At 65.0% G+C, this 24,012-nt stretch carries 19 protein-coding genes and 1 pseudogene; 10 read left to right on the plus strand and 10 right to left on the minus strand.

Annotation, left to right across the window (positions count from 1 at the left end):
* Positions 1-19: 19 nt before the first annotated feature.
* Positions 20-1,006, plus strand: a complete 987-nt coding sequence (locus tag C3B78_RS17255; RefSeq protein ID WP_104999147.1) for an aldo/keto reductase — start codon at positions 20-22, stop codon at positions 1,004-1,006.
* Between the two features lie 135 nt (positions 1,007-1,141).
* Here C3B78_RS17255 and C3B78_RS17260 read toward each other — a convergent pair whose 3' ends face one another.
* On the minus strand, positions 1,142-1,615 hold the full coding sequence (locus C3B78_RS17260; protein ID WP_104999867.1) for an SRPBCC family protein: 474 nt from the start codon (positions 1,613-1,615) through the stop codon (positions 1,142-1,144).
* A 226-nt stretch (positions 1,616-1,841) separates the two neighbouring features.
* On the opposite strand from C3B78_RS17260, the gene C3B78_RS17265 reads away from it, so the two are divergent.
* The gene (locus C3B78_RS17265) at positions 1,842-3,479 is read left to right on the plus strand and encodes a phospholipase D family protein (RefSeq protein ID WP_104999148.1); all 1,638 of its coding nucleotides are present in this window, start codon (positions 1,842-1,844) and stop codon (positions 3,477-3,479) included.
* A gap of 105 nt (positions 3,480-3,584) precedes the next feature.
* Complete coding sequence (locus C3B78_RS17270; RefSeq protein ID WP_158677281.1) at positions 3,585-4,124, plus strand: hypothetical protein; 540 nt, start codon at positions 3,585-3,587, stop codon at positions 4,122-4,124.
* A 122-nt stretch (positions 4,125-4,246) separates the two neighbouring features.
* Here C3B78_RS17270 and C3B78_RS17275 read toward each other — a convergent pair whose 3' ends face one another.
* Positions 4,247-4,759 (minus strand): OsmC family protein, encoded by a 513-nt coding sequence (locus C3B78_RS17275; protein WP_104999150.1) that lies wholly within the window; start codon positions 4,757-4,759, stop codon positions 4,247-4,249.
* Between the two features lie 243 nt (positions 4,760-5,002).
* Here C3B78_RS17275 and C3B78_RS17280 point away from each other — a divergent pair, with 243 nt between their 5' ends.
* Positions 5,003-5,554 carry a hypothetical protein gene (locus tag C3B78_RS17280; protein ID WP_234005449.1) on the plus strand — a complete coding sequence of 184 codons (552 nt, stop codon included), beginning with the start codon at positions 5,003-5,005 and terminating at the stop codon, positions 5,552-5,554.
* Complete coding sequence (locus C3B78_RS17285; protein WP_104999152.1) at positions 5,551-8,385, plus strand: ATP-binding cassette domain-containing protein; 2,835 nt, start codon at positions 5,551-5,553, stop codon at positions 8,383-8,385. Before C3B78_RS17280 ends, C3B78_RS17285 begins: the two co-directional genes overlap by 4 nt.
* 95 nt (positions 8,386-8,480) lie before the next feature.
* On the opposite strand, the gene C3B78_RS17290 is transcribed toward C3B78_RS17285, so the two are convergent.
* The 5 genes from C3B78_RS17290 to C3B78_RS17310 all read right to left on the minus strand — a co-directional run bounded on the left by C3B78_RS17290 (position 8,481) and on the right by C3B78_RS17310 (position 13,669).
* Complete coding sequence (locus C3B78_RS17290; RefSeq protein WP_104999153.1) at positions 8,481-9,398, minus strand: NAD(P)-dependent oxidoreductase; 918 nt, start codon at positions 9,396-9,398, stop codon at positions 8,481-8,483.
* A gap of 52 nt (positions 9,399-9,450) precedes the next feature.
* Positions 9,451-10,728 (minus strand): TRAP transporter large permease, encoded by a 1,278-nt coding sequence (locus C3B78_RS17295; protein WP_104999154.1) that lies wholly within the window; start codon positions 10,726-10,728, stop codon positions 9,451-9,453.
* Positions 10,725-11,315, minus strand: coding sequence for a TRAP transporter small permease (locus C3B78_RS17300; protein WP_158677282.1), 591 nt, complete (start codon positions 11,313-11,315; stop codon positions 10,725-10,727). Before C3B78_RS17300 ends, C3B78_RS17295 begins: the two co-directional genes overlap by 4 nt.
* A gap of 22 nt (positions 11,316-11,337) precedes the next feature.
* Positions 11,338-12,366, minus strand: coding sequence for a DctP family TRAP transporter solute-binding subunit (locus C3B78_RS17305; protein WP_104999156.1), 1,029 nt, complete (start codon positions 12,364-12,366; stop codon positions 11,338-11,340).
* Positions 12,367-12,640: 274 nt separating this feature from the next.
* On the minus strand, positions 12,641-13,669 hold the full coding sequence (locus tag C3B78_RS17310) for a LacI family DNA-binding transcriptional regulator (protein WP_104999157.1): 1,029 nt from the start codon (positions 13,667-13,669) through the stop codon (positions 12,641-12,643).
* A 255-nt stretch (positions 13,670-13,924) separates the two neighbouring features.
* Here C3B78_RS17310 and C3B78_RS17315 point away from each other — a divergent pair, with 255 nt between their 5' ends.
* The 3 genes from C3B78_RS17315 (at position 13,925) to C3B78_RS17325 (ending at position 16,254) form a co-directional block, all read left to right on the plus strand.
* Positions 13,925-15,283, plus strand: a complete 1,359-nt coding sequence (locus tag C3B78_RS17315; RefSeq protein ID WP_104999158.1) for an NAD(P)H-dependent oxidoreductase — start codon at positions 13,925-13,927, stop codon at positions 15,281-15,283.
* 123 nt (positions 15,284-15,406) lie between these two features.
* Positions 15,407-15,718, plus strand: coding sequence for a putative quinol monooxygenase (locus C3B78_RS17320; RefSeq protein ID WP_104999159.1), 312 nt, complete (start codon positions 15,407-15,409; stop codon positions 15,716-15,718).
* Positions 15,718-16,254: a gluconokinase gene (locus C3B78_RS17325; protein WP_104999160.1), complete on the plus strand. Its 537-nt coding sequence runs from the start codon at positions 15,718-15,720 to the stop codon at positions 16,252-16,254. Before C3B78_RS17320 ends, C3B78_RS17325 begins: the two co-directional genes overlap by 1 nt.
* 9 nt (positions 16,255-16,263) lie before the next feature.
* On the opposite strand, the pseudogene C3B78_RS20420 reads toward C3B78_RS17325, so the two are convergent.
* Positions 16,264-16,446 (minus strand): annotated as a pseudogene (locus tag C3B78_RS20420) (hypothetical protein); the annotation flags it as partial.
* A gap of 305 nt (positions 16,447-16,751) precedes the next feature.
* The gene (locus tag C3B78_RS20425) at positions 16,752-17,294 is read right to left on the minus strand and encodes an ROK family protein (protein ID WP_158677283.1); all 543 of its coding nucleotides are present in this window, start codon (positions 17,292-17,294) and stop codon (positions 16,752-16,754) included.
* Positions 17,295-17,655: 361 nt separating this feature from the next.
* Here C3B78_RS20425 and fdhA point away from each other — a divergent pair, with 361 nt between their 5' ends.
* Positions 17,656-18,873 carry a formaldehyde dehydrogenase, glutathione-independent gene (gene fdhA, locus C3B78_RS17335; RefSeq protein WP_104999162.1) on the plus strand — a complete coding sequence of 406 codons (1,218 nt, stop codon included), beginning with the start codon at positions 17,656-17,658 and terminating at the stop codon, positions 18,871-18,873.
* Positions 18,874-19,243: 370 nt separating this feature from the next.
* Here the strand turns inward: fdhA and metH are convergent, their stop codons facing one another.
* Positions 19,244-22,882: a methionine synthase gene (gene metH, locus C3B78_RS17340; RefSeq protein ID WP_104999163.1), complete on the minus strand. Its 3,639-nt coding sequence runs from the start codon at positions 22,880-22,882 to the stop codon at positions 19,244-19,246.
* Positions 22,883-23,154: 272 nt separating this feature from the next.
* Here metH and C3B78_RS17345 point away from each other — a divergent pair, with 272 nt between their 5' ends.
* On the plus strand, positions 23,155-23,973 hold the full coding sequence (locus tag C3B78_RS17345; RefSeq protein ID WP_234005450.1) for an alpha/beta fold hydrolase: 819 nt from the start codon (positions 23,155-23,157) through the stop codon (positions 23,971-23,973).
* Positions 23,974-24,012: the final 39 nt, after the last annotated feature.

Consider the following 24,012-nt stretch of genomic DNA (forward strand, 5'->3'; position numbering starts at 1 on the left):
CAGTGGCAAAGGAGTCATCATGCATACACGAACACTCGGACAGGGACTGCAGGTTTCGGCGATCGGCCTCGGCTGCATGGGCATTTCGCAGGGCTACGGCCCCAACCCCGGGGACCGCCAGGCGATGATCGGGGTGATCCGTGACGCGGTCGGCCTGGGAGTCACCTTCTTTGACACCGCCGAGGTGTACGGCCCCTACGTCAACGAGGAAATCGTCGGGGAAGCACTCGCGCCGGTGCGGGACGAGGTAGTCATCGCAACGAAGTTCGGGTGGCGGATCGAGGGCGGCAAATCCGTGGGGCTGGACAGCTCACCCGAGCAGATCAAACGCGTGGCGGACGAGTCGCTGCGCCGGCTGCGCGTGGACGCGCTGGACCTCTTTTACCAGCACCGCGTGGACCCCGGGGTGCCCATCGAAGAGGTGGCCGGCGCCGTGGGCGAGCTCGTCCAGGCCGGCAAGGTCCGCCACTTCGGGCTCTCAGAGGCCTCGGCTGCGACCATCCGCGCCGCCCACACAGCGTTTCCCGTGACAGCCGTCCAGAGCGAGTACTCGCTGTGGACGCGGGATCCGGAGCCGGAAGTGCTGCCCACCCTGGCGGAACTGGGGATCGGGTTCGTGCCCTTCAGCCCGCTCGGCAAGGGCTTCCTCACCGGGACCGTGGATACGTCCACGCAGTTCGCGGAAGGTGACGTCCGCGGCACCATCCCCCGCTTCACCCCGGAGAACCGTGCCGCCAACCAGGCGCTGGTGGCGCACGTCGCCGGCCTCGCCGCCGCCAAGAACGCCTCGCCGGGGCAGATCGCACTGGCATGGCTCCTGGCACAGCACCCCTGGATCGTTCCCATCCCGGGCACACGCCGCCGGGAGCGCCTCGAAGAGAACACCGCAGCTACAGCCGTTGCGCTGTCCGCCGACGAAGTCGCCGACCTGAATGCCGTGGCGAGCCGGATAGGGGTGCAGGGCAACCGCTACAACGACACGCACATGCGCTACGTCGGACGCTGACCGCTCACGCCACCTGAACGGCCGAACTTTTAGCTGCCCAACGCCTGAAAAGAGCGGACGACGGCGGGAGGTCCCGCCGTCGTCCGTTTTCCGTTTGCGAGGCGCCGCTTCCTCAGCTGACCCCGCCCGGCACTTCTAGAGCTGCCCGGTGGGGCCGGTGTCCTCGACTTCGCCGCGCCAGCCGCCGGTTTCGGTACCGCGCGATTCGATGAAGTCCTTGAACTTGCGCATGTCAGATTTCACCTGCATCTGGTCCATCTTCAGTGCCGCACCTGCTTTTTCAGTGAGGGTTTCCGGCGCCCATTCGAAATGGACCCTGACCTTCGTGTGGTTGGCATCCAGGGGCGTAAACCTGATGATGCCGGCATGGGACTTGCCGTCGGTGCTGCGCCAGGCGATCCGGTCGTCAGGCTCCTGGTCGACTATTTCAGTATCGAATTCCCGCTGGACACCGCCCACTTTGGTAACCCAATGGTTGGTGGTGTCCGTCAGCTGGGTTACGGATTCGACGCCGGACATGAATTGCGGAAAGGATTCGAACTGGGTCCACTGGTTGTACGCGGTCCGCAGCGGCACTGCTACTTCAACGGTCTCTTCAACGTGTTCCATTGCTTCCTCCTCATGACGGACGGCTGCAACAGCGGACCGGCAGAGTTTGCCATCCTGCCAGTCAGGCAGCCGCCACTTTTGCACGATAAGTCCGGCGGGCACCGGTGTCCAGACCCTTGGAATTGCCAGAATGACGGCATCATCGGATGACATTGACCGGCACAGTCGTAGGCTACTGGTAGGCCGGACGCCTAATGACGGGCCCGGGTCCCGAAGGGAACGACGAGTGGACAGTACTGCTGGTTACTGGTTCTTGGGTGCCGCCGAGTGGGGCAATGCGGCTGCCGACGTGCACGCCGGCAAAGTAGGATCGCCCTCCTGGTCGGAGGGCAACCTGGTGCGGCCCCTGATTCACGGTGCCACCTATTTCGCCCGGCTGCATGAGGAGCTCTCGGCCCTGCAAGCGGGAGACCGTGTGTGGTTCACCGACTGGCGTGGCGACGGCGACGAAAAGCTTACGGCGGACGGGCCGGCCATCGGAGAGTTGCTGGCGCGGCTTGCCCGGGACGGAGTGGAAGTGCGCGGCCTCGTGTGGAGGTCACACGGAGAACGCGTGTCCGCCCCCATGAGCAACCTGTCCAACGAGCACCTCAGCCGCCAGATCAACGACGCCGGCGGCGAGGTGCTGCTGGACCAGCGGGTGCGGCTCTTCGGCTGCCATCACCAGAAACTGTTCGTCATCCGCAACCGTAATGACCCTTCCCGGGACATCGCATTCGTTGGCGGGATCGATCTTTCCCACAGCCGCCGGGACGACGCCGATCATATGGGAGACCCGCAGTCGGTGGAGATGGATCCCCGGTACGGGAAACAGCCTCCATGGCACGATGCTGCCCTGGAACTGCGCGGCCCGGTGGTGGCGGATGTGCTGAAGCTGTTCGCGGAAAGGTGGGACGACCCCCATCCCCTGGACCGGCGCACTCCGTACCGGATGCTGCTGCAGCGCCTGGCGGATATGCCGCGGCACCCCGAGCCCCTGCCGGAGACTGCGCCGCCACCGCCGCCGGCCGGCCCGCACGCCGTGCAGCTGCTGCGCACCTACGGCGTGAAGCATCCGCCGTTCCCGTTCGCACCCGATGGTGAACGGAGCGTTGCCCGGGCCTACACAAAAGCATTCGGCCTGGCCCGCTCCTTGATTTACATCGAGGACCAGTACCTGTGGTCTGCTGAGGTGGCGGCCGGTATCGCAGGGGCCCTCGAACAGAACCCAGGGTTGAATGTGATCGCCGTGGTACCGCGCTACCCGGACTCCGACGGTCCGCTGGGAGGGCCGCCCAAGCGGCTCGGCCAGCTGCGCGCCATCGAAAGGATGCGCCGCGTGGCTCCCGACAGATTCGGCGTGTTCAACCTGGAGAACAGGGCCGGGACACCGATCTATGTCCATGCCAAGATCTGCATCATCGACGACACCTGGTTCACGTGCGGATCGGACAACTTCAACCGGCGGTCCTGGACCACGGACAGCGAGCTTACCTGCGCGGTCATCGACACCTCCGCTGGCCAGGGGGAGGCGCCCGGCGCAGGCACTGGCCCGGGCACCAGTCCCGGCACTGGTCCCGGGGCTTCCAGTCCGCTGGCCCAGGGGCTGCGGCGGCAGCTCTGGGCCGAGCACCTGGGCCTGGACCAGGATGACCCCCGGCTGAGCGATCCGGCGGACGGCCTCGGCCTGTGGAATGCCGCTGCCGATGCCCTGGATGAATGGCACAAAACTGACCGCCTCTCGCCCCGCCCCGGGGGTCACGCGCGGCACCACACCACACACCCGGTCACACGCCTGCAGCGCCTCTGGGCGGATCCTGCGTACCGCTTTTTGGTGGACCCGGACGGCCGCCCCCGCAAACTGCGCGGGACTACACGGTTTTAGGCGAGCGGGTCGATGTTCAACATGGGGTTTCACCGCTTACCGATAGGCGCCGTGCCGCAAGGAATGGGAGCCGGGGGTCACCCAGGGTCGCGCCCAGTCGCCGTCTTGGCCACCCTCGCAGCCGTGGCCTTCGGATTGAGGGCAGTGATCGAGCTTCCCGGCGAGGTCACATACTGGGATCCGCAGACTCCGCGTGACTATGCCGCGGTGGCCTTAACCTCCCTGGCCTTGCTGTTCTTGGGCGGTACCCTCTGGGCCATGGGGAGGACTGGACAGCGCATGGACACAAGGACCCGAAAAGCCGCGAGGGTCAGCCGGGTGTCCCTGCGCACAGCGGCGGCCGCTGCACTGGTGGTCTCCTTCTCGAATTTCCTGGAAGACTTTCTGCGGCTGCGCTGGTTCGGAACAACCTTTGTCGCAGGAATCCTGGTGCTCTCCCTCGCGCTGCTGACAGCAACGGTCGCCCGTTTTGCGGCCACTCCCCGGAAGGCGCCTGCCGAAGCGCTCCTTTTGCTGGCCATCACCGCCGGCGTTGTTTTCCTGTCCTTGTCAATGTTCCTTGCGTGCTTGGCCCTGCTGGCGGTGGCTGCCTACTACGCCCGAAGCCGAATCACAACCGTCCGTCCCCCTTCTGACGCGAGTTAAGCGCGGGCCAGCAACTGAATGGAGCAATTCCGGGCAAATCTTTTCCGCTTACTGCGCTACCGTGCGCCGAAGCCGCCGCCAGTTCGGCCCTGCCTACGGCTTCCGCATGCCCCGTCCTCCACCTAACCGACCTGGAGGTCGAGCTCCACGGGGATGGGCCTGCGGACGGCATCATCGACCGGGCAATGCTTCAGGCCCCACTCGACAATCCTCCGAACAGCCGCCTCATCGGCTGCAGGCCCTACCCGAACCGCCACCCGCATGCTGACCGGGCCGGCGCTGACGTCCTCGGAGATGCCCAGGATGCCTCGGTCGTCAGACTCACTGTCCACGTCGACCTGCAGCCCGGGCAGTTCCACGCCCTGCTCGGCAGCACGCATCACCATCAGGGTTGCGGCGCACGAGGCATAGGCAGCGCGGAAGAGCCAGCCGGGCGACGGTGCCGAACCGGTTCCACCCACGCCAGCGACCATATCGGTCTCCAGGGAGGAGCCATCCGTTCCTGTGACCCGGATGCGGAGGCCTTCCATCACAACGGCCGACGCGGTCGAATCGCGGTAGCGCGCCTCGTCAGTATGGGCGCCCAGAAATTCTTTGGCCGACTTGATTGCTTCGGCAATTCGGGAGCTGCTCATCGGTCTCCTCCGACTGGGTCTTGGTACTGCCGGCGCTCTTGCGTCAACGGCCGCCTACCGGGTGTGATGTCGACGCATCGGGTATGGGAGTCAGCCAGTTTCATGGTCCCGGTGGCATGCCGGACAGTCAATAACGCATTCAGAAAAGGGGGCGCCGCTCCTGCCCGCCCCCACGACTGGCCCTGGATGTCACACAAAGCCGCGGCAGCAGGATGTGGACTAGCAACGCCCTACTCTTAACGGGTGACTTTGACTAAGATGCGCACCGCCGCCGCGAGCTCCCTCGCCGCCGCCGGTCTCCTGTTTTCCCTCGCCGCCTGTTCTGCGCCGGCCACCACCTCGCCAACCACCTCTGCACCGCCGTCCACGGCAGCGGCTGCCCCCAGCGCCTCCGGCACTTGCGACGGCGTGAAGGTCATCGTCGATTCCGGCGCACTGAAGCAGTCTGCCGCTGACAAGTCCGTGTGCGTGCCGGTGGACGGTCCCACCGCTGCGTCCAAGGTGCTCGAGGAAGCCAACGTAAAGACCGAAGGCACCAAGCAGTACCCCACGCTCGCGTGCCGGGTGAACGGGGTGCCGGCCGCGGACTTCGACATCAAGCACAAGGGCGGCACGTACAAGGAAGAATGCACCGGCATGCCCGCTGCCTTCGCCTACTGGTCCCTTTGGATTAAGAAGGACGCTGGCGCCTGGGAATACGCGCAGGAAGGCCTCGACACCCTGCAGGTCAGCCCGGGCCAGAGCCTGGAACTGCTCTTTACCGTCGACGGCGAACCGGCCGCCCCCGCGGCATGACCTTCCGACCCGCGCCGCTGCGCGCCGGCATTGTTCTCGCCGTCGTGTTCATCGCGGCGCGGGTCATCTACCGCGTCCTTTTCAACGGCGCGGGCCTTGGCTCGCCCGTCCTGCTCGACCTGCCGGCCATGCGGCTGCCGGCCCCCTACGCCCACGTGGTGTTCCTTGGTCCGGTCACAGGACAAGGCCTGTGGGCGGCGGTCCTGTCTGCCCTGCCGATCGCCGGGCTGTTCATTGGGTTCGGTCTGCTCAATGCGTTCGTGGACGTGGCCCGCGGCTTCGTTCACCTGGCCCGCCGCGGCCCCATGCAGGGCCTGGCCCGCACGCTGGTCGTGGCGTGGGCGGCACTCCCGGCGCTGGCCGACGCCGTGACCTCCGTACGCCTGGCGTTCCGGCTGCGGGGCGAACGCTTCGGGCCCCGCGCCCTGGTGCCCGTCCTCGAGCGCACCCTTGAACACGCGGCCCGGGTAGCCGCCGCCCTTGAGCTGCGCGGCTTCGGGAGCCGCGCCGCACACCACCCCGGGAACGACGACGGCGGCCCGCTCCTGGTGCGCGACGCCCGGTTCCGCATCGGTGACGCGCAGGTCCGTGTGGCCGGGTTCACGCCGTCGAGCGGGTCCATCACCGTCATTACGGGACCTACCGGATCCGGCAAGTCCACCATCCTGCGGGGCATCGCCGGCCTGCTCTCCCACGTGGACGGCGGAGAGATTTCCGGCACCGTTCGCGTCGCCGGAGCGGACCGTGCCCCCATGCCGCCCCGCGATACCGCCCGGCTCATCGGCGTCGTCCTGCAGAATCCCCGCGCCGCCTTCGCCAGCACGCGGGTGCGGGACGAAATCTCCCTCGCCCTTGAGCTGCGCGGCATGCCATCGGCCGCCGCCAAGGCCCGGGTGCTGGAGGTTGCCGAGCGCATCGGGGTGACGGCGCTGCTGGACCGGAATATCAGCACCCTTTCCGCCGGGGAGGCAACGCTCGTGGCCATCGCCGCCGCGGTGGTGGAACAGCCTCCCCTGCTCCTGGTGGACGAGCCGCTGGCCGACCTCGACACCACGGCCCGCAGGCACGTCATCTCCGTGCTCAACACCCTCGCGGGCGACGGTGTCTGCGTCATCGTGGCGGAGCACAGGGCGGCAGCGCTCGTCCCGGTTGCCGACTCCTGGTGGACCATTGCCGACGGCGAGCTGGTACCGGGTGCCGCGCCCTCCGCGCCGGTCCCGACGGTTGCGCACCCCACGCCTGTTCCAGATGCCGAATACGCGCCCGTGCTGACAGCGGCCAACCTCGCGGTGCACCGCAAGGGCACGCCACTGGTTCGCGACGCCTCCCTGGCCCTGCACCGCGGCGAAGTGGTGGCCCTGGTGGGGCCGAACGGGGCCGGGAAGTCGTCCCTCCTGGTGGCGCTTGCCCTCGGTGAGGGAGCGGGCGGAGTAGAAACCAACGACGGCGGAACGGCCGACGGCGGCCGCGTCGCCCTGGTGCCGGACGCCTCGGACGACCTCTTCACCAGGGATACGGTCGAGGGAGAGCTCCGCGCGGCCGAGCGGCGCCTTGGGCGCCGAAAGACCGGCGGGCAGCCCGCGCCCGGCTTTGCGGCGTCACGCCTGGCCCGTCTGCGGGGAGACGTCACGATCCCCATCGGTCATGAGCATCCCCGGGACCTTTCTGCAGGAGAACGCAGGATCCTGGCCATTGCGCTGCAGACCATGGACGATCCCCAGGTACTCCTGATCGACGAGCCCACCCGCGGGCTCGATCCGGCCGCGCGCACGGCGGTCTCGGCCGCGCTCCGGTCCGCGGCCGACTCCGGTACCGCTGTCCTGATCGCCACGCACGACCATGACTTTGCCCAGGGCCTCGGTGCCCGGATCCTCCCGATGCGGGACGGCGTCGCACCCTCTTCCGCCCCGGTCGAAGCGTCCGAACCGCCCGTTCTGCTTCCCCGGCAGGTGGGCTCCGGGCCAAAGCCAATCACCGAACCGGACACCCCCGGCGCAGCAAGAAAGCCCCGAATCCGGCTGCCGCGCGGCGTCGAACTCTCCGTCCTGGCAGCCGCAAACCTTGTGGCCCTCGCAGCGTTCTGCTGGCCGCTGCTTGCCGCGGCCCTCCCGCAGGATGCAGCCGCCGCCCTCCCCTACGCAGCGCTGGCAATCGCGCCGCTCGCCGCCGTCGCCATTGTTGTGTCCCTGGACGGTTCTGTCCGTTCGGCACACACGGTGGCGCTGCTCGGCGTCCTGGCAGCAGTCGGCACGGCTGTCCGGGTGGCGAGCACCGGCGTCGGGGGCGTTGAAGCGGTCTTTATCCTGCTGATCCTGGCCGGCCGGGCCTTCGGTGCGCGTTTCGGCATGCTGCTCGGCGCCGCCACCATCGCCCTCTCAAGTGCCCTGTGGGGCGGGATCGGGCCGTGGACTCCGTTCCAGATCTTCGCCTGTGCGTGGGTGGGTGCGGGGGCCGGCCTGCTCCCCCGGCGGGTGCGCGGCAGGGCCGAACTGTGGATGCTGGCCGGCTATGGTGTGGTGGCGTCCTACCTGTTCGGCCTGTTGACCAACCTGTGGTTCTGGCCCTTCGCGGTGGGCGCGGGCACCGGCATCTCCTATGTGCCCGGCGCGCCGCTGGGCACCAACCTGAGCAGCTTCCTGCTGTATTCGCTGGTGACGTCGACGGCGGGCTGGGACACCCTGCGCGCCGTCACCACGGTGATCGGAATCGCCGTGGTGGGGCGGGCCATCCTCGCCGCGCTCCGGCGGGTGAAGCCGGTCTCCAGCGCAGGCGGGTACGCAGGCCAGGCTTCGTCCGCCCAGGCCAGGGACCGGCTACAGCTCAGGGTTTGAACACAGCACTGGGAACCCAACCCTTTCAGCACGCCTGCCTCACGGTACGGTGCATCACGATTTTGTGGGGGCATCGCCTACGACTTCGGGATTCTTTACGAAAACCTCTGAGTGAGAGCGCTGCTGCGCTGGGCAAGGGTCCGGAAAATTCCCGTGTGGTCAAGGGCGCCGTCGCCCCGCGCCACCATATCCTCGAAAAGACCCTGGATTACCGTGCTCAGGGGTAGCTCCAGGTGCGCTGTTCCAGCCGCCCCCAGCACGAAATTGAGGTCCTTCAGCTGGTTTTGGGCGCTGCCGCCACCCGTGAAGTCGCCGTCAATCCATCTGTGCCCCTTTTGGCGCAGCACCTCGGAGTCGGCCAGCCCACCCCGAAGCAGTTCAAGCATCACCGATGGATCCAGTCCCCCGCCGCGCGCGAGAAGCATGGCTTCGGAAACTGCCGTGACCGTGCCGGCGACCACGATCTGGTTGCAGGCCTTGGCCAGTGCGCCCGAACCTCCCGGGCCCATGTACCGGATGGTGCTGCCTATGAACCCGAACACCGGCGCGACCGAGTTAAACGTGTCCTCGTCCCCGCCCACCATGATGCTCAGCGTGCCGTTTTCGGCACCCACGGTGCCGCCACTGACGGGGGCGTCCAAAACCCTGACGTTGTGCTCTCGAAGCATCCGTTCGCCAAAGGCCGCCACTGCCCCCGGCGAGACGGTCCCGTGCACGACGAGTATCGGGCTGGCAATGCCCCGGGCTGTCCATCCGGCTATCATGCCCTCTTCTCCCGGAAGCAACGATTCGACGTGGCTTAGGTCCGGCAACACCGTGAGAACGATGTCAGCGGCCGCCTCAAAAGGTGAGGCGGCAACGCGGGCGCCCAGGCCCGCCAGGGCTTCGGCCTTCGAAGCAGTCCGGTTCCAGACAGTCAGCTCGCGGTAGCCCTTCAGCAGCCGGCGCGCCATGGGTTCCCCCATCGGCCCTAATCCCATCAGGGCAAGCGCTGGGTGGTCAGGTTCAGGCATTGGGATCCTTTAGTGATAAGGGCTGTATGGGATAGCCGACTGGAGCCAGGCGTTACTGATTGGTCAGGAGATCAGACGGCCATAGGATGAGCTGCGGGAAGACGGCCAGCATGACGATGGCAACCACCATGACCACATAGAGCGGCACCGCGGCCTTCACAATCTTCTCCATCGGCAGCCCGCTGACATAGGACGCCGCGAAGAGGCAGACGCCGACAGGCGGTGTGACCAGGCCGACGGCAAGGGCGGCAACGAGGAAGACGACGAAGTGGATGGGATCCACACCGGAAGACACGGCCGCGGGCATGAGCACCGGTGTGCAAAGCAGGATGGCGGCGACTTTGTCCATCACGGTTCCGATGATGATCAGGATAAGGCCGATCAGTAGCATGACGATGGTGGGGTCAGTGCTGACGCTCAGCAGCCAACTGCTGACCTTTGCCGGCAGCCCGTCAATGGTGAAGATGTAAGAGGCGACGCCGGCGATCATGGCGATGAGCAGGATGGTGCCGGTGGTGAGGCCGGCGTCCACGATCATCTTCGGCATCTGGCGCCACTTCATGTCCCGGTAGACGTAGATTCCGACCAACAGGCTGTAGAAGACGGCGACGGCGGCCGCCTCCGTGGGCGTGACGAGCCCGCTGAACATGCCCACCAGGATGATCACCGGGCCGCCCATGGCCGGGATTCCCCCGAGGACGATCCTCAGGCCCTTCTTGAAAGGCGTCTTTGAGACCTCGCCGTAACCGTGGCGTGCCGACAGGAAGAAATTCACCAGCATCAGGACGAGGATCAGGACAATGGACGGTCCAAATCCTCCTGCGAGTGCCGCGCCTACCGAGACGTTCGCGGTCGAGGCGGCGATGATCATGAGGATGCTGGGCGGTATCAGTGAGGACAGGGTAGCGGTGACCATGGTCATCGCTGCCGCATAGGGCCGCGGGTACTTATGGTCAGTCATGGCTTTGATCTCGATCTTGCCAAGGCTGACAATGTCGGCAACCGAGGAACCGGAGATGCCGCCGAAGATCGCGCTCGATGCGATGTTCACTTGGCCAAGGCCGCCACGGAAGCGGCCGAAGATGACTTCGGCGCCACGGAAGATGCGGTCCGAAATACCCCCGCCGGCCATGAGGTTGCCGGCCAGGACGAACAGGGGGACAGCGACCAGCAGGAAGCTGTTCATGGAGCTCATCATGGACTGCGGCAACAGGTCGAGGGGGATGTCGAAGATCAGCAGCGTGGCGATGACGCCAATGCCGAGTGAGATTGAGAGCGGAACGCCCAGCAGCAGCAGGAGGAGGAAAATGCCCAGCAGGGTCAGGCTCATGCGATCATCTCTCCTTTGAGGATTCTCTTACGCATATTCGGGGAGAAGTAGACGGTGGTGATATGGGCGACGATGGCGAGTGCTGCGCTGATCACCAGCGGCAGGGTTACCAGGAACATCTTCAGTCCCAGGGCAGGACTGGACTCTCCGGCGGCGTACTGCTGCAGCATCAGTTCCCACGTCTTGTAGATCAGGACACTGAAGAACACGGTCCCGCAGATGGCGTAGAGATGCATGCTGACTTTCTTAAGCCAGGCTGGTCCCCACGCCACCGCGAAGTTCACCCGCGGGTGCACGGCGGCCCGGAAGCCTGCTGCCATCCCCAGGAAGGTGGTGTCCATGAACAGGAAACGGGTCAGTTCCTCGGTCCATGACAGCGAGGCTCCCATCTGCCGGCTGACCATCTGGGCAGCAAGGCTGAGCAGCATCGCGCAGATTCCGACGAAGAGGAGAGCATCCACGGCCTTCCAGATCAGACCATGAGGTTCCGAGACTTCGCTTACCGGAACCACCTCGATGTTGTCTTCGGCCGCCTGGTGTTCGGCACCCCGGACTGGGGTGGTTCCCTCATCATGCACAGAACTCATCTCCTGCACTGGACCCGCCACCTTACCGTCCAAGGAATTCAAGGCTTGACTGGACGAATTCCTTGCCCACCTTGCCCTCAAGCTCGGGGTAGACCTTCTGCGCTGCCGCCTGGAACTTTGCCCTAGCTTCGGGCGTCAGCTCGTTGATCTTCACGCCTTCGCCCTTCAGCTTGTCGAGGGTTTTGGCGGCTTCGTCGTTGTCGTACTTTGTCTTGAAGTCAGCGGTCAGGTCTGCCGCTTCCTGCAGGACCTTCCGGGTGTCCTCATCAAAGGAGTCCCACTTCTTCTTGCTGAACCCGAGGACGAGGCCGTCGGAGATGTGGCCCGTCAGGGAGAGGTAATCCTGGACTTCAAAGAACTTGTTGTTGACTGGAACTTCCAAAGGGTTTTCCTGGCCATCGATAGTCCCCAGCTGCAAGGCGGTGTAAACCTCTTTGAAGTCCATCGGCGTCGGGTTGGCGCCCAGCGAGCCAAAGAACTTTACCCAGAGGTCATTCTGCGGTACGCGGAGCTTCAGGTCCTTGAAGTCCTCGGGCTGGGTGATGGGACGCACCGAGTTGGTGGTGTGCCGCGGAGTACGGGTCAGCATGGACACGCCCTTAATGCCCAGCTTGTCCAGTGAGCCCAGCAGTTCCTTGCCCGGCTCGCCCTCAAAGTACTTGGTGACCTCCTCCGAGTCCTTGAAGAGGTAGGGAAGGCTGACGGCATTCATCTTCGGCTCGAAGGACGCGTACACCGAGGTGGACATAATGGTGGAGTCCAGCGTGCCGTTTCCAAGCAAGTTGACGGCGGCGTTCTGGTCTCCGCCAAAAAGGGTGCCGTCGGGGAATGTCTCGACCTTGACCTTGCCGTCGCTCAGCTCGGCAACCTTGTCGGCGAAGTGCTTTGCGCTGACGCCCATGGAAGACGTTGCAGGGTCGCCGAGGCCGAGGCGGACGGTGGTGCTAGCCCCGCCGGCGCCGCCGGCGGCGCCCCCGCCGCAACCAGTGAGGGCAGTAGTAACGGTGAGTGCAACGGCCACAGCTACGGTGGCAAGGATGCGTTTTGGCATCTGATTCTCCTTTGAATACTTGCTGGTTCCTGGCCTTTACGGACAGGGGTACTGATGCCTTATGGCGGTGGTTAAAGCGTCCTGGGCTAGGTGGCTATGGGTGAGACCAGCTGCTCTTACTGCTTTCTCATCCCGCTTGCCCAGTGCCTTGCAGACGCGGCGGTGCTGTCGTTTGCTGTCTTTCCGCCGTGAATCATCCCGAAGTGGAACCGGTACACTTTTTTACCACAGCCCGGGACGGCTGTAAACATTGAGGCGCGAATGCCAGCTTGAATTACTTCGAGAACTGGAGCCGGGCGACGCTTGACCGTTCCACTAGTTCGGCGGCTACGCGTATGACGTGGGGTTTTCCCGACGTCTTGCCCTGCGTGTTGGACAAAGCGAGCTGCACGGAGTGCCGGGCGAGCAGATCTATTGGCTGCCTGACGATTGTCAGGGGCGGGGTCACGAGTTCGGTCCAAGGTGAATCTTCGAAGACGATGACGGATAGCGTCCCTGGGATGTCGATTCCGGCGTGGGAGAGGCGCCGCAAAACTTGCGTTACCTGGGCGGTATTTGCCACTACCAAAGCTGTGGGCGGCTCTTCGAGGCCGAGCAACGCCGAGGCGGCATCTCCTCCCGCCGGCCCGCGGAACGCGGCGTGCCGTATAAGGAGCTCATCTTGCTCCAGGCCGGCTGTTTCCAGGGCTTGCCGATAGCCGGCAATCCGCTCCGTTCCGGTGGTGGAGGAAGCCGGCCCGGAGATGATTCCGATCCGGCGGTGCCCATGGGCGGCAAGGAGCGCTGTGGCGGACCGGGCGGATTCAAAGTTGTCGATGCTCACCACATCAACTTCAGGGAGCGAAGGAATTGATCGGTCGACAAAAACCACGTCAGTTCCCAGATCCTGGAGCTGCTTCCAGATTGCCAGGTTGTTGCCGGTCGGGGTCGCGATAATCCCACTGACCCTGCGTTCGATAAGCGTCGCCAGACGTTCTGACTCCAGCTGGTCATCCTCCTGCGTGGTCATCAGCAGCACCTGGATTCCGCGCGAGTGAGCCTCCTGCACCACTTGGTCGGCGAGTCGGGCGAAAAAGGGGTTGGAGACATCTGCGAGCAGCAGCCCCAGTGTTGTAGGCGGGCCATACTTGAGCTCCCTGGCTGCCGTGCGGGGGTGGTACCCGAGGCTCTTCATCACCTCGTTTACTCGGCCGCGGGTAGCTGCGGCAACTGGACCTGACCCCGGGTTTAGCACCCGGGAGACCACCGCAACGGACACCCCGGCTGCCTGGGCAACATCGCGGATGGTCGGTTGTTTCTGCACGCCTACTCCTTGCGTAGCACTTCCTGGACATCTGGAACCTTTTTCAGCCTAGGGCTTGACCTTGGGCCTTGCCCTATGACATAAAAGTGTACCGGTTCCACTTATTTTACCTTAGCTCGTTCCCGCTTGGTCTCGAGCCTCACTACCAACGGCGGCACGCCGCAAGGTCAGGAAGTAGAGCCCCAAAAGCTGCGGTCAATCCCCGACCCGCCCGCATCCCTTCCGGAACAGCGCCGTCTCCCTTGAAAGGCAACCATGAATCTGCACCATCTCCTGTCCCAGCGTGAGGCCGACGGAAAGCCCATCCGAGTCGGCCTGATCGGCGCGGGGCGCTACGGAACGATGTACCTGGCCCAGGCAAACAACATTCCGGGCATCCACGTCGTCGCCATCGCAGACATCAACGTCAAGCGCGCTGAAGGTGCCTTCGAACTCGTTGGGTGGCCCAAAGACCAGATCGCCTCCGACATAGCAACCGCTCTGAGGAACCGCTCAACCGCGATTGTGGCCAACGCTGACGAGCTTTTCGACGTCGATATCGACATCATCGTGGAAGCCACCGGCAACCCCATCGTTGGTGTCAAGCACGCTCTGCGTGCCATTGAAACGAAAAAGCACATCATCATGGTCACGGTTGAAGCCGACGCGTTGGCAGGGCCCGCTCTTGCCAAGCGGGCAGAAGCAGCCGGTGTTGTCTACTCGATGGCGTACGGCGACCAGCCGGCCCTCATCATGGAACTTGTCGATTGGGCCCGCACCAGCGGGTTCGACGTCGTGTGCGCCGGCAAAGGCGCCAAATTCCTTGAGCACTACCACGAGATGAACCCTGACAATGTCTGGGAAAACTGGGAATTCTCCAAGGAACTCACCGACTCCGGGCAGCTGAACCCCAACATGCACACCTCCTTCCGCGACGGCACCAAGGCCGCCATCGAGATGGCTGCCGTCGCCAACGGGGCAGGACTGGTTCCCTCTGACACCGGGCTGACGTTCACGCCGGGAGACGTTGAGGAAATTGCCTCAATTTGCCGGCCCGCCGACGTCGGAGGAGCCCTGGCACACGAAGGCACCGTCGACGTCATGTCCAGTGTCAAGCGCGACGGCACCTGGATCCCCCACAACACGCAGGAAGGCGTTTTCGTCGTCGTGAAGGCAACGAACGCCTACGTCTCCGGCTGCTTCAACGAATACCCCTGGCACCCGGACCCCACCGGCCAGTACGCGGCACTATACCGCCCCTACCACTACGTCGGCCTGGAACTGAACGTATCCATCGCCAACGCCGTCCTGCGCGGGATCCCCACGGGTTCACCCATCGGGTTCTTCGGCGACGTTGTCGCCACCGCCAAGAAAGACCTCAAAGCCGGTGAATTCCTTGACGGCGAAGGCGGATACACCGTCTGGGGCCAACTCGTTTCCGCGACGCACTCCGTCACTACCGGTGCGCTGCCGGTCGCGCTGGCCCACCACGTGGAACTGCGCAATGACGTCGCCAAGGGCGGGATCGTCCGCTGGGACGACGTCATCATGGACGACTCGCTCGCCCAGGCCCTCGAACTGCGTCGCGAAACCGAGGCCCTTGCCCTCGAGGAAAGCCTCACCGCTCGCAGCTAAGCCTGAAGAACACCCTGCGGATGTCCGTCGCGGACCGACAGACTTCAGCCGTCGGTCCGCGCCGCGTCCCCAGGAACCCTCCCACGCCCCTCAAGGGCACCATAAAGCAAGGAGAACCTCACCATGACCATCGTCGTCACCGCTGCTTTCAGCCCGAAGGAAGGCGCCTTCGACCAGGTCGTCGCCGCCCTCTCCCCCGCAATCAGCGAAGTACACCAGGAACCCGGCTGCCTGCTCTACGCGATCCACGAAGCCCCAAACAACCAGATTCTCATGATCGAGAAATGGGAATCAGCTGCGCTGCTCGACGCCCACGGTCAAGGTGAACCGGTCAAACGCCTGAACGCCTCCCTCGAAGGCCTGCTCGAAAAGCCTGTCGAAGTGACCCGGATGGTTCCGATTCCCGCAGGAACAGCGCAACAGGGAGCGCTGTAGTGCACAGCCCCATCGTCATCATGGGCGTATCAGGCGCAGGCAAAACAGCACTGGGCACCGCCCTGGCAGCCCGGCTCGGCGCCACCTTCAAGGATGCCGACCACCTGCACCCCTTGCCGAACGTCGAAAAAATGACAGCTGGCGTACCGCTCACTGATGAAGACAGGTGGCCCTGGCTTCGCCTGGTCGGCGCAGAACTCGCGGCCGAACACCCCCATGGGATCGTGGTTGCCTGTTCGGCCCTCAAACGCGCCTACCGTGACGCTATCCGCGCGGCCGCTCCTTCCACCAGGTTCATCCTCTTGAAGGTCGACCCTTCGGTACTGAAGGACCGGTTGGTCCAGCGTCCAGGACACTTCATGCCTCCATCTCTCCTCACCTCACAGCTGGAGACACTAGAGGCCCTGGAACCAGCCGAAGCCGGAATGACAGTGACATCCGAAGGCGGCATCGAAGCACTCACCGATCAGATTCTCGCTAATCTGCGCCAAGGACATCTCGCAGTACCGGCCGGTACCGATCAGAACGCAAGATGAGTTTCTAATCATCGGCTCGGGCTTCGGCAGCTCCGTCACCTTGCGGCGGTCCTCCATGTCCGGGCGCGCAGGGTAGCCGCGCGAGAACCGCGCACCGTGGTAGTCGAGCTTGAAATAGCCTGCAGTGTTCTTCCGCTCCCCGGTCGCTAAGCCCAGCTTCTTGCGGATGCGTGCATTTGAGCCCGGCGCCAGGTCTCCAGCGCGGGCGGAAGCACTGGCGGGCACGCCGCGCAGGCCCACTCCGACAAGGCCAGGGACCGGTGCAACTCGGGGCCTGAGGAGACCGCTAGGAAGTCAACCCGCACGCTGCGCGACACTCGAGGCGCTACTCGCGAACCTCAATGCTGGGATGGCCTGCGACTTCGGGGATGCTTCACGAAAGATCCATTATCGGCCTTTCAAAATATGCGGAGGAAACCTGCGGTGCGTCCACTAAAGGCAGCTTTACTGGCAGTCCTCAGCACAGAGAAGCCAAGCCTCCCCAAGGTCATCCCTGGTCAGGATACTGATGGGATTCCGGCGCTTTTCGATTGGTGCTTGGCCAGAGTCGATATTTCTGGCAGGGTCCCGTGCACGAACGCCTGTATTGCGAGGACGGCCGCCCCGCGGCACCATTGCACGTTATCCTTCGATGCCAGCACGATGGGAGGGGTGGTGGCTCGGGGGTCGCGGTCCAAGGCAATGCCCGCGTCGAGGGCGGGGCGGGCTACTGCTGCAAGCCGAACTCCTTCTCCGGCGATGATAATGCGCTGTGGCATTGTCAGGTTGCAGATGGCTGCGATGAGCCTGCCTAAGCCGCGTCCGGCGTCGTCGACGACTCGTCTCGCTACGGGATCGCCTTGTATGGCCAGGTCCAAGGCGCCCTCGTAGTCCACCTCACGCCCCAAGGCGTTTGAAACGTGTCGGGCGATGGAATCAGAATTCAAAACACTTGTCGCACAACCTCGATGGCCGGCAAAGCACAGCGGTCCTGTGGGGTCGAGCGGCCAGTGTCCGACGCGGCCGATGCCGATCCCGCTGATATCTTTCTCCTGCCTCAAACGTGCATCTATTCCGCATGGTTATCTTCAAAATCTTGCGCTTTTGTTGCAGCTCTTGTGACCCTAATCTCATTACAAGCTCTTCGAACCTTCAGATTCATACTTGTCCGATTAAGCGCCGGGCAGGCAGCATCGGGATGCTGTTCCACTGGACACGGCATCCCACTGACAGCCTTCGCCCTCGCGAAGGAAGAGCTGTCCCGTGTCCGTGAAGGGTGCTTCGGTGGCCTAAAACCTGGGGAGGTATCCCCATCGAAGCACCGCTTTCGGGCCACGGGGCAGCGCCTGCAACTTTGCCGGACCAGTGCAGGGCCATCCGAACGGAAGGCCTGGCACCAAATCCCTACCAAAAGGAGTGTCCATGTCAGGAAACAGAGCCGTTGCCTACAAAGAACCCGGTGTCGTGGAAATCATCAACACCGACTACCCGACGTTCGAGCTCAAAGATGGGCCCGGCGTTAATCGCGCCAATGTGGGCCGAAAAGTGCCCCACGGCGCGATCCTGCGCACGGTGACCACCAATATCTGCGGCTCGGACCAGCACATGGTTAGGGGCCGGACCACGGCCCCTAAGGACCTCGTCCTTGGCCATGAAATCACCGGCGAAGTGGTGGAGGTCGGTCCGGACGTGGAGTTCATCAAGGTGGGAGACATTGTCTCTGTACCTTTCAATATCTCCTGCGGCCGTTGCCGGAACTGCAAGGAGCGCAAGACGGGCATCTGCCTGAACGTCAACCCTGACCGCCCGGGCAGCGCCTATGGTTATGTGGATATGGGCGGATGGGTGGGCGGCCAAGCCGAATACGTGCTGGTCCCCTATGCTGACTGGAACCTGCTCAGGTTCCCGGACCGCGACCAGGCCCTGGAAAAGATCATGGACCTGACCATGCTTTCCGATATCTTCCCCACCGGCTTCCACGGCGCCGTCACTGCCGGAGTGGGCGTCGGATCCACCGTCTACATTGCCGGTGCAGGACCTGTGGGCCTCGCGGCCGCCGTCGGCGCGCAGCTGCTCGGTGCAGCCGTCGTGATTGTCGGCGACATGAACGAAGACCGCCTGGCTCAGGCCCGCTCCTTCGGCTGCGAAACGGTGAACGTCTCCAACGGCGATCCGAAAGACCAGATCGAGCAAATCCTCGGCGTCCCCGAAGTGGATTGCGGCGTGGACGCCGTAGGGTTCGAGGCCCGCGGTCACGGCAAGGACGCCTCCCACGAGGCCCCCGCCACCGTGCTGAACTCCCTCATGGACATCACCGCTGCAGGCGGGGCCCTTGGCATTCCCGGCCTGTATGTCACCGGCGACCCGGGTGGAATCGACGAGGCCGCAAAGCACGGCTCCCTGTCCCTGTCCCTGGGCACCGGATGGGCGAAGTCCCTGTCCTTCACCACCGGCCAGTGCCCCGTCATGTCGTACAACCGGCAGCTGATGATGGCGATCCTGCACGACAAGGTCCAGATCGCCAAGGCCGTAAACGCCACAGCGATCCCGCTTGAGGATGCACCGCGCGGCTACGCCGAATTCGACGCCGGTTCGGCAACGAAGTTCGTGCTGAATCCGAACGGATACGTCAAGGCATAGAACCGCAGCTGGTGGGCCCGGAGATTGCGACGCAAACACCACCTGGTGCAAGCCTCACGGTCTCTGGGCCTTCCCAGCCCGCGCCACCGGCGCGCATCCACTCTCCCTGCATCAGCAAAGGTAAAAACATGGCCCATCGCACCGACCAAGAATCAATTCTCCGCCTTAGCAGCAACGGGAAGGAGCATGTTGACATCCGGCTCGAAGCATCGAGTCCGGTGACCGTTCGGCTGCAGCTGGATGGTGGCTGCAATTGCCAGCATGGCACTGAAAATCGCCCCGGTTCGTATGTCGACAGCGACCTCGGCGTCCGCTGACACTGGCTGCACCGGCCACCGGCAACAGCCCTAAGGCCGGGACCACACCCAACTCACACCTTGAAGTACTTCGCCTCCGGGTGGTGGAACACGAACGCGTCGGTGGACTGTTCGGGGTGCAGCATCAGCTCGTCGCTGAGCACCACGCCCATCCGCTCGGGCTTCAGCAGTTCCGTTACCTTGCGGCGGTCCTCCATGTCCGGGCAGGCGGGGTAGCCGAGCGAGAACCGGGCACCGCGGTAGTCGAGCTTGAAATACCCTGCCGTGTCCTTCGGCTCCTCGGCGGCGAAACCCAGCTCCTTGCGGATCCGTGCGTGCCAGAACTCGGCCAGCGCTTCGGTGAGCTGCATGACCAGGCCGTTGAGCTCGTAGTAGTCGCGGTACTGGTTGGCGGCGAACATCTTGGAGGTGAACTCCTCGATCTTCGAGCCGGCCGTGACGAGCTGCACCGGAAGGACGTCCACCTGCCCGGATTCGCGGGACTTCACAAAGTCGGCCAGGCACAGATGCCGGTCGCGGCGCTGGCGCGGGAAGTCGAAGCGCAGCCGGTCGCTGCCGATCGGGCCGCCGGAACCACCGTCCGGGGCGAGGAGCCCCGCGGTGCCCAGGACGCCGTCGCGATCCTCCCCGTGGTGCAGCACCACCACCTGCTCCCCCTCGGAAACCACCGGGAAGTAGCCGTAGGCGACGGACGCATCGAGCATTCCCTCGCCGAGGATGCGGTCCAGCCAGTAGCGCAGGCGCGGCCGGCCCTCGCGTTCCACCAGTTCCTCGTAGGAGGCGCCGTCCTCGCCGCGGCCGGGCTTGAGGCCCCACTGCCCCATGAAGGTGGCGCGCTCGTCGAGGAACGCCGAGTAGTCGTGGAGCGAAACGCCGCGGACAATGCGCGTGCCCCAGAACGGCGGGGCGGGCACGGGATTGTCGCTAGCGACGTCGGACCGGCCGGGCATCGCTTCCGGCTCGGTCACCGTGAACTTCGCGCCTCCCTTGTGGATGCGCTTCTTCAGGGGCGGCAGGCCGACGTCGTCCGGCGATTCGCCGCGGGCCACGCGGACCAGCGGCTCCATGAGGGAAAGGCCCTCGAAGGCGTCCTTGGCGTACCGGACCACGCCGTCAAACTGCTCCGCCAGGTCCTGCTCCACGTAGGCGCGGGTCAGGGCTGCGCCACCGAGGATCACCGGCCACTTCTTGGCCAGGCCGCGGGACTGCAGCTCAGCAAGGTTTTCCTTCATCACCACGGTGGACTTCACCAGCAGCCCGGACATGCCGATCACGTCGGCGTTGTGCTGCTCGGCTGCGGCGATGATCTCGGCGATGCCCTGCTTGATGCCGATGTTGACCACTTTGTAGCCGTTGTTGGTGAGGATGATGTCCACCAGGTTCTTGCCGATGTCATGCACGTCGCCGCGGACGGTGGCGATCACCATGGTGCCCTTGCCGGAGGAATCGGACTTCTCCATGTGCGGCTCGAGCAGGGCGACGGCGTTCTTCATCACCTCGGCGGACTGCAGCACGAACGGCAGCTGCATCTCACCGGCGCCGAAGCGCTCGCCCACCACCTTCATGCCCTCGAGCAGGTGGTCGTTGATGATGCCGAGCGGGGTCATGCCCTCGCTGCGGGCCAGGTCCAGGTCATCTTCGAGGCCCTTGCCTTCGCCGTCGATGATGCGCCGCTCCAGGCGGGCGCCCGTGGGCAGCGCGGCAAGTTCGGCGGCGCGCTGGTCCTTGAGCGCTGCGGTGTCGACGCCGGCGAACATGTCCAGCATGATGGCCAGGGGGTCGTACGTGGTGTTGCCCTCGGCGTCGTATTCGCGCTTGTCCCAGACGAGGTCCAGGGCCACTTTGCGCTGCTCTTCCGGGAGGGAGGCGAGCGGCACGATCTTGGCGGCGTCGATGATGCCGCTGGTGAGGCCCGCCTGCACGGCCTCGTGCAGGAACACGGAGTTCAGGACGATGCGCGCCGCCGGGTTGAGGCCGAAGGACACGTTGGAGACGCCGAGCGTGGTGTTGATGCCGGGGTACTTGGCGGTGATCTGGCGGATGGCCTCGATGGTTTCGATGCCGTCGCGGCGGGTCTCTTCCTGGCCGGTGGCGACGGGGAAGGTCAGGGCGTCGACGATGATGTCCTCGACGCGCATCCCCCATTCGCCCACCAGGGCGTCGACGAGGCGGGAGGCGATGGCCACCTTGCCCTCGGTGGTGCGGGCCTGGCCTTCTTCATTGATGGTCAGGGCGATCACGGCGGTGCCGTGTTCCTTGACGAGCGGCATGATGCGGGCGAAGCGGCTGTCCGGGCCGTCGCCGTCCTCGTAGTTGACGGAGTTGACCACCGGGCGGCCGCCGATGAGTTCCAGGCCAGCCTGCAGCACGGGCGGTTCGGTGGAGTCGATGACGAGCGGGAGGGTGGAGGCCGACGCGAAACGCGAGACGACCTCTTTGATGTCAGCGACGCCGTCGCGCCCCACATAGTCGATGCAGACATCGAGCAGGTGCGCGCCGACGCGGATCTGCTCGCGGGCGATGTCCACGCAGTCGTCCCAGCGCTCTTCGAGCATGGCCTGGCGGAACGCCTTGGAGCCGTTGGCGTTGGTGCGCTCACCGATGGCGAGGTAGGAGGCGTCCTGGTCGAAGTTCACGTGCTGGTAGAGGGACGCGACGCCGGCTTCGCGCTCGGTGGGGACGCGGGCTGGGCCGGTGCCGGCTTTCGTCTCCCGGTTGCGGAAGGGCGCAAGGCGTTCGACGACGGCGGCCATGTGTTCCGGCGTCGTACCGCAGCAGCCGCCCACCAGGCCGAGGCCGAATTCGCGGACGAACTGCTCGTGTGCGGTGGCGAGTTCGGTGGGGGTGAGCGGGTAGTGCGCGCCGTTGGCGCCGAGGATGGGCAGGCCGGCGTTGGGCATGCAGGCGATGGCCACGGAGGACTGCTTGGAGAGGTGGCGCAGGTGCTCGCTCATCTCGTCCGGGCCGGTGGCGCAGTTCAGGCCGATGGCGTCGACGCCGAGCGGTTCCAGGGCGGTGAGCGCGGCGCCGATTTCGGAGCCCATGAGCATGGTTCCGGTGGTCTCGACCGTTACCTCGACGAAGATGGGGAGGCGGATGCCGCGGGTGACGATGGCCTGCTTGCAGCCGTTGACCGCGGCCTTGGTCTGCAGGAGGTCCTGGCTGGTTTCGATGAGGAAGGCGTCCGCGCCGCCGTCGATGAGGCCCTCGGCCTGGAGGGCGAAGGTCTGCTTGAGGTAGTCGTAGCTGGTGTGGCCGAGGCTGGGGAGCTTGGTGCCGGGGCCCATGGAGCCGAGGACCCAGCGCATGCGGCCGTCTGTTTCTTCCGCGGCCTCGGCGCGTTCGCGGGCGATCTTGGCGCCCTTGAGGGCCAGTTCTGCGATGCGGTCGTCAATGCCGTAGTCCGAGAGGTTGGACCAGTTGGCGCCGAAGGTGTTGGTTTCCACGGCGTCGATGCCGGTGGCGAAGTAGGCGTCGTGGATGTCCGCGAGGACGTCCGGGCGCGTGTCGTTGAGGATCTCGTTGCAGCCTTCGAGGCCCTGGAAGTCCTTCTCGAGCGAGAGGTCCCGGCCCTGCAGCATGGTGCCCATCGCGCCGTCGGCAATGACCACGGAGTGGTTCACGGCGTCCAGGAGCTCCTGCGAACGGGCAGGGCGGGGCACGGACTCAATATCAAGTGCAAAACGAGGCATCTAAACAGGTTACGGGCGACACGCCGAAACATTGCTTCGTATGTCAGTGTGCTACGACGGCGGGTGGGCTACCGGGTGTGGTTGGGCCGGACTGCGGCGTCGTTGCCTTTGGCGGCAAACGCCGCCCCTGCCCGGTCCGGTAACGCCGCGGCTCCGAATCCGTAGTAGACATCAGCAACGGAAGGCGGATATTGGGCGTTCGGCAGGAGCCCGCGGCGTGGCCGGCCACGCTGCGGCGGCACACCATTCCAACGGAGCTGGGCCTGTGTACCGTGCGTGTCCAAGATGGCTTCGGAAGCGGATCTCCAGCGGAGGTGTACCTGCACGGCGCCGCGGGATCCTGGACCACCTTTCGGCCGCTGCTTTCCGAAGCGTCGCCCCGCGACCGTGTCCTGATTGATCTGCCGGGCTGGGGCGAGTCCACCAGGGATGCCCGGCTGGAACACCTCAGCATCGAGACGATGGCGCGGGCAGTAGCCGACGTCCTGAACTCGCTCAACTACCGTCGTTGGAACCTCGTGGGCCACTCCATGGGAGGCTTCCTGGCTTTGCATATTGCCGCGGCGTGGCCGGAGCAAGCTGCCAGCGTCGCGGCCATTTCGCCCACGACATTCGGCGTGTCTGAGGCCGCCCGCGAGCCACTGCGCAGCGTCCCCCGATTCCCGGCTTTTGTGGGCATGATGCTGATCATGCGCTCGCTGGCGGCCGTGGGTCCAGCAGGGCCGGCACTGGTTCGTGTACTCGGTGCCACGCCCCTGATGGGACTGTTAATGGCGCCCTTCTTCGCAGATCCCCGGGCCATCTCCGCCGGGGTGATCCGTATGCTCGGCCGTGATGTCCGTCCGGGCTGCTTCTCCGCCGCTGCCAGGGCAGTGGCGCACTACGACTTTGACCAGTGGCGCGGCATCGGCTGTGCCGTGCTGGCCACGCGCGGGGAAAGTGACGTGTTCACATCACCGTCCGACTTGGACCGGCTGGCCGCCGTCATTCCAAATGTCCAGGCTGTGGCGATCCCCCGTTGCGGCCACTTCGCCAACGTCGAGCAGCCGGAAAAGGTGCGGCGGCTGCTCGAGGACCTGTGGTCACAGTGATCGAGCAGCCGCCAATCCAGGAAGGTCCAGCTCCGCGGT

Source organism: Arthrobacter sp. PGP41 (assembly GCF_002953935.1).
GTDB lineage: Bacteria > Actinomycetota > Actinomycetes > Actinomycetales > Micrococcaceae > Arthrobacter.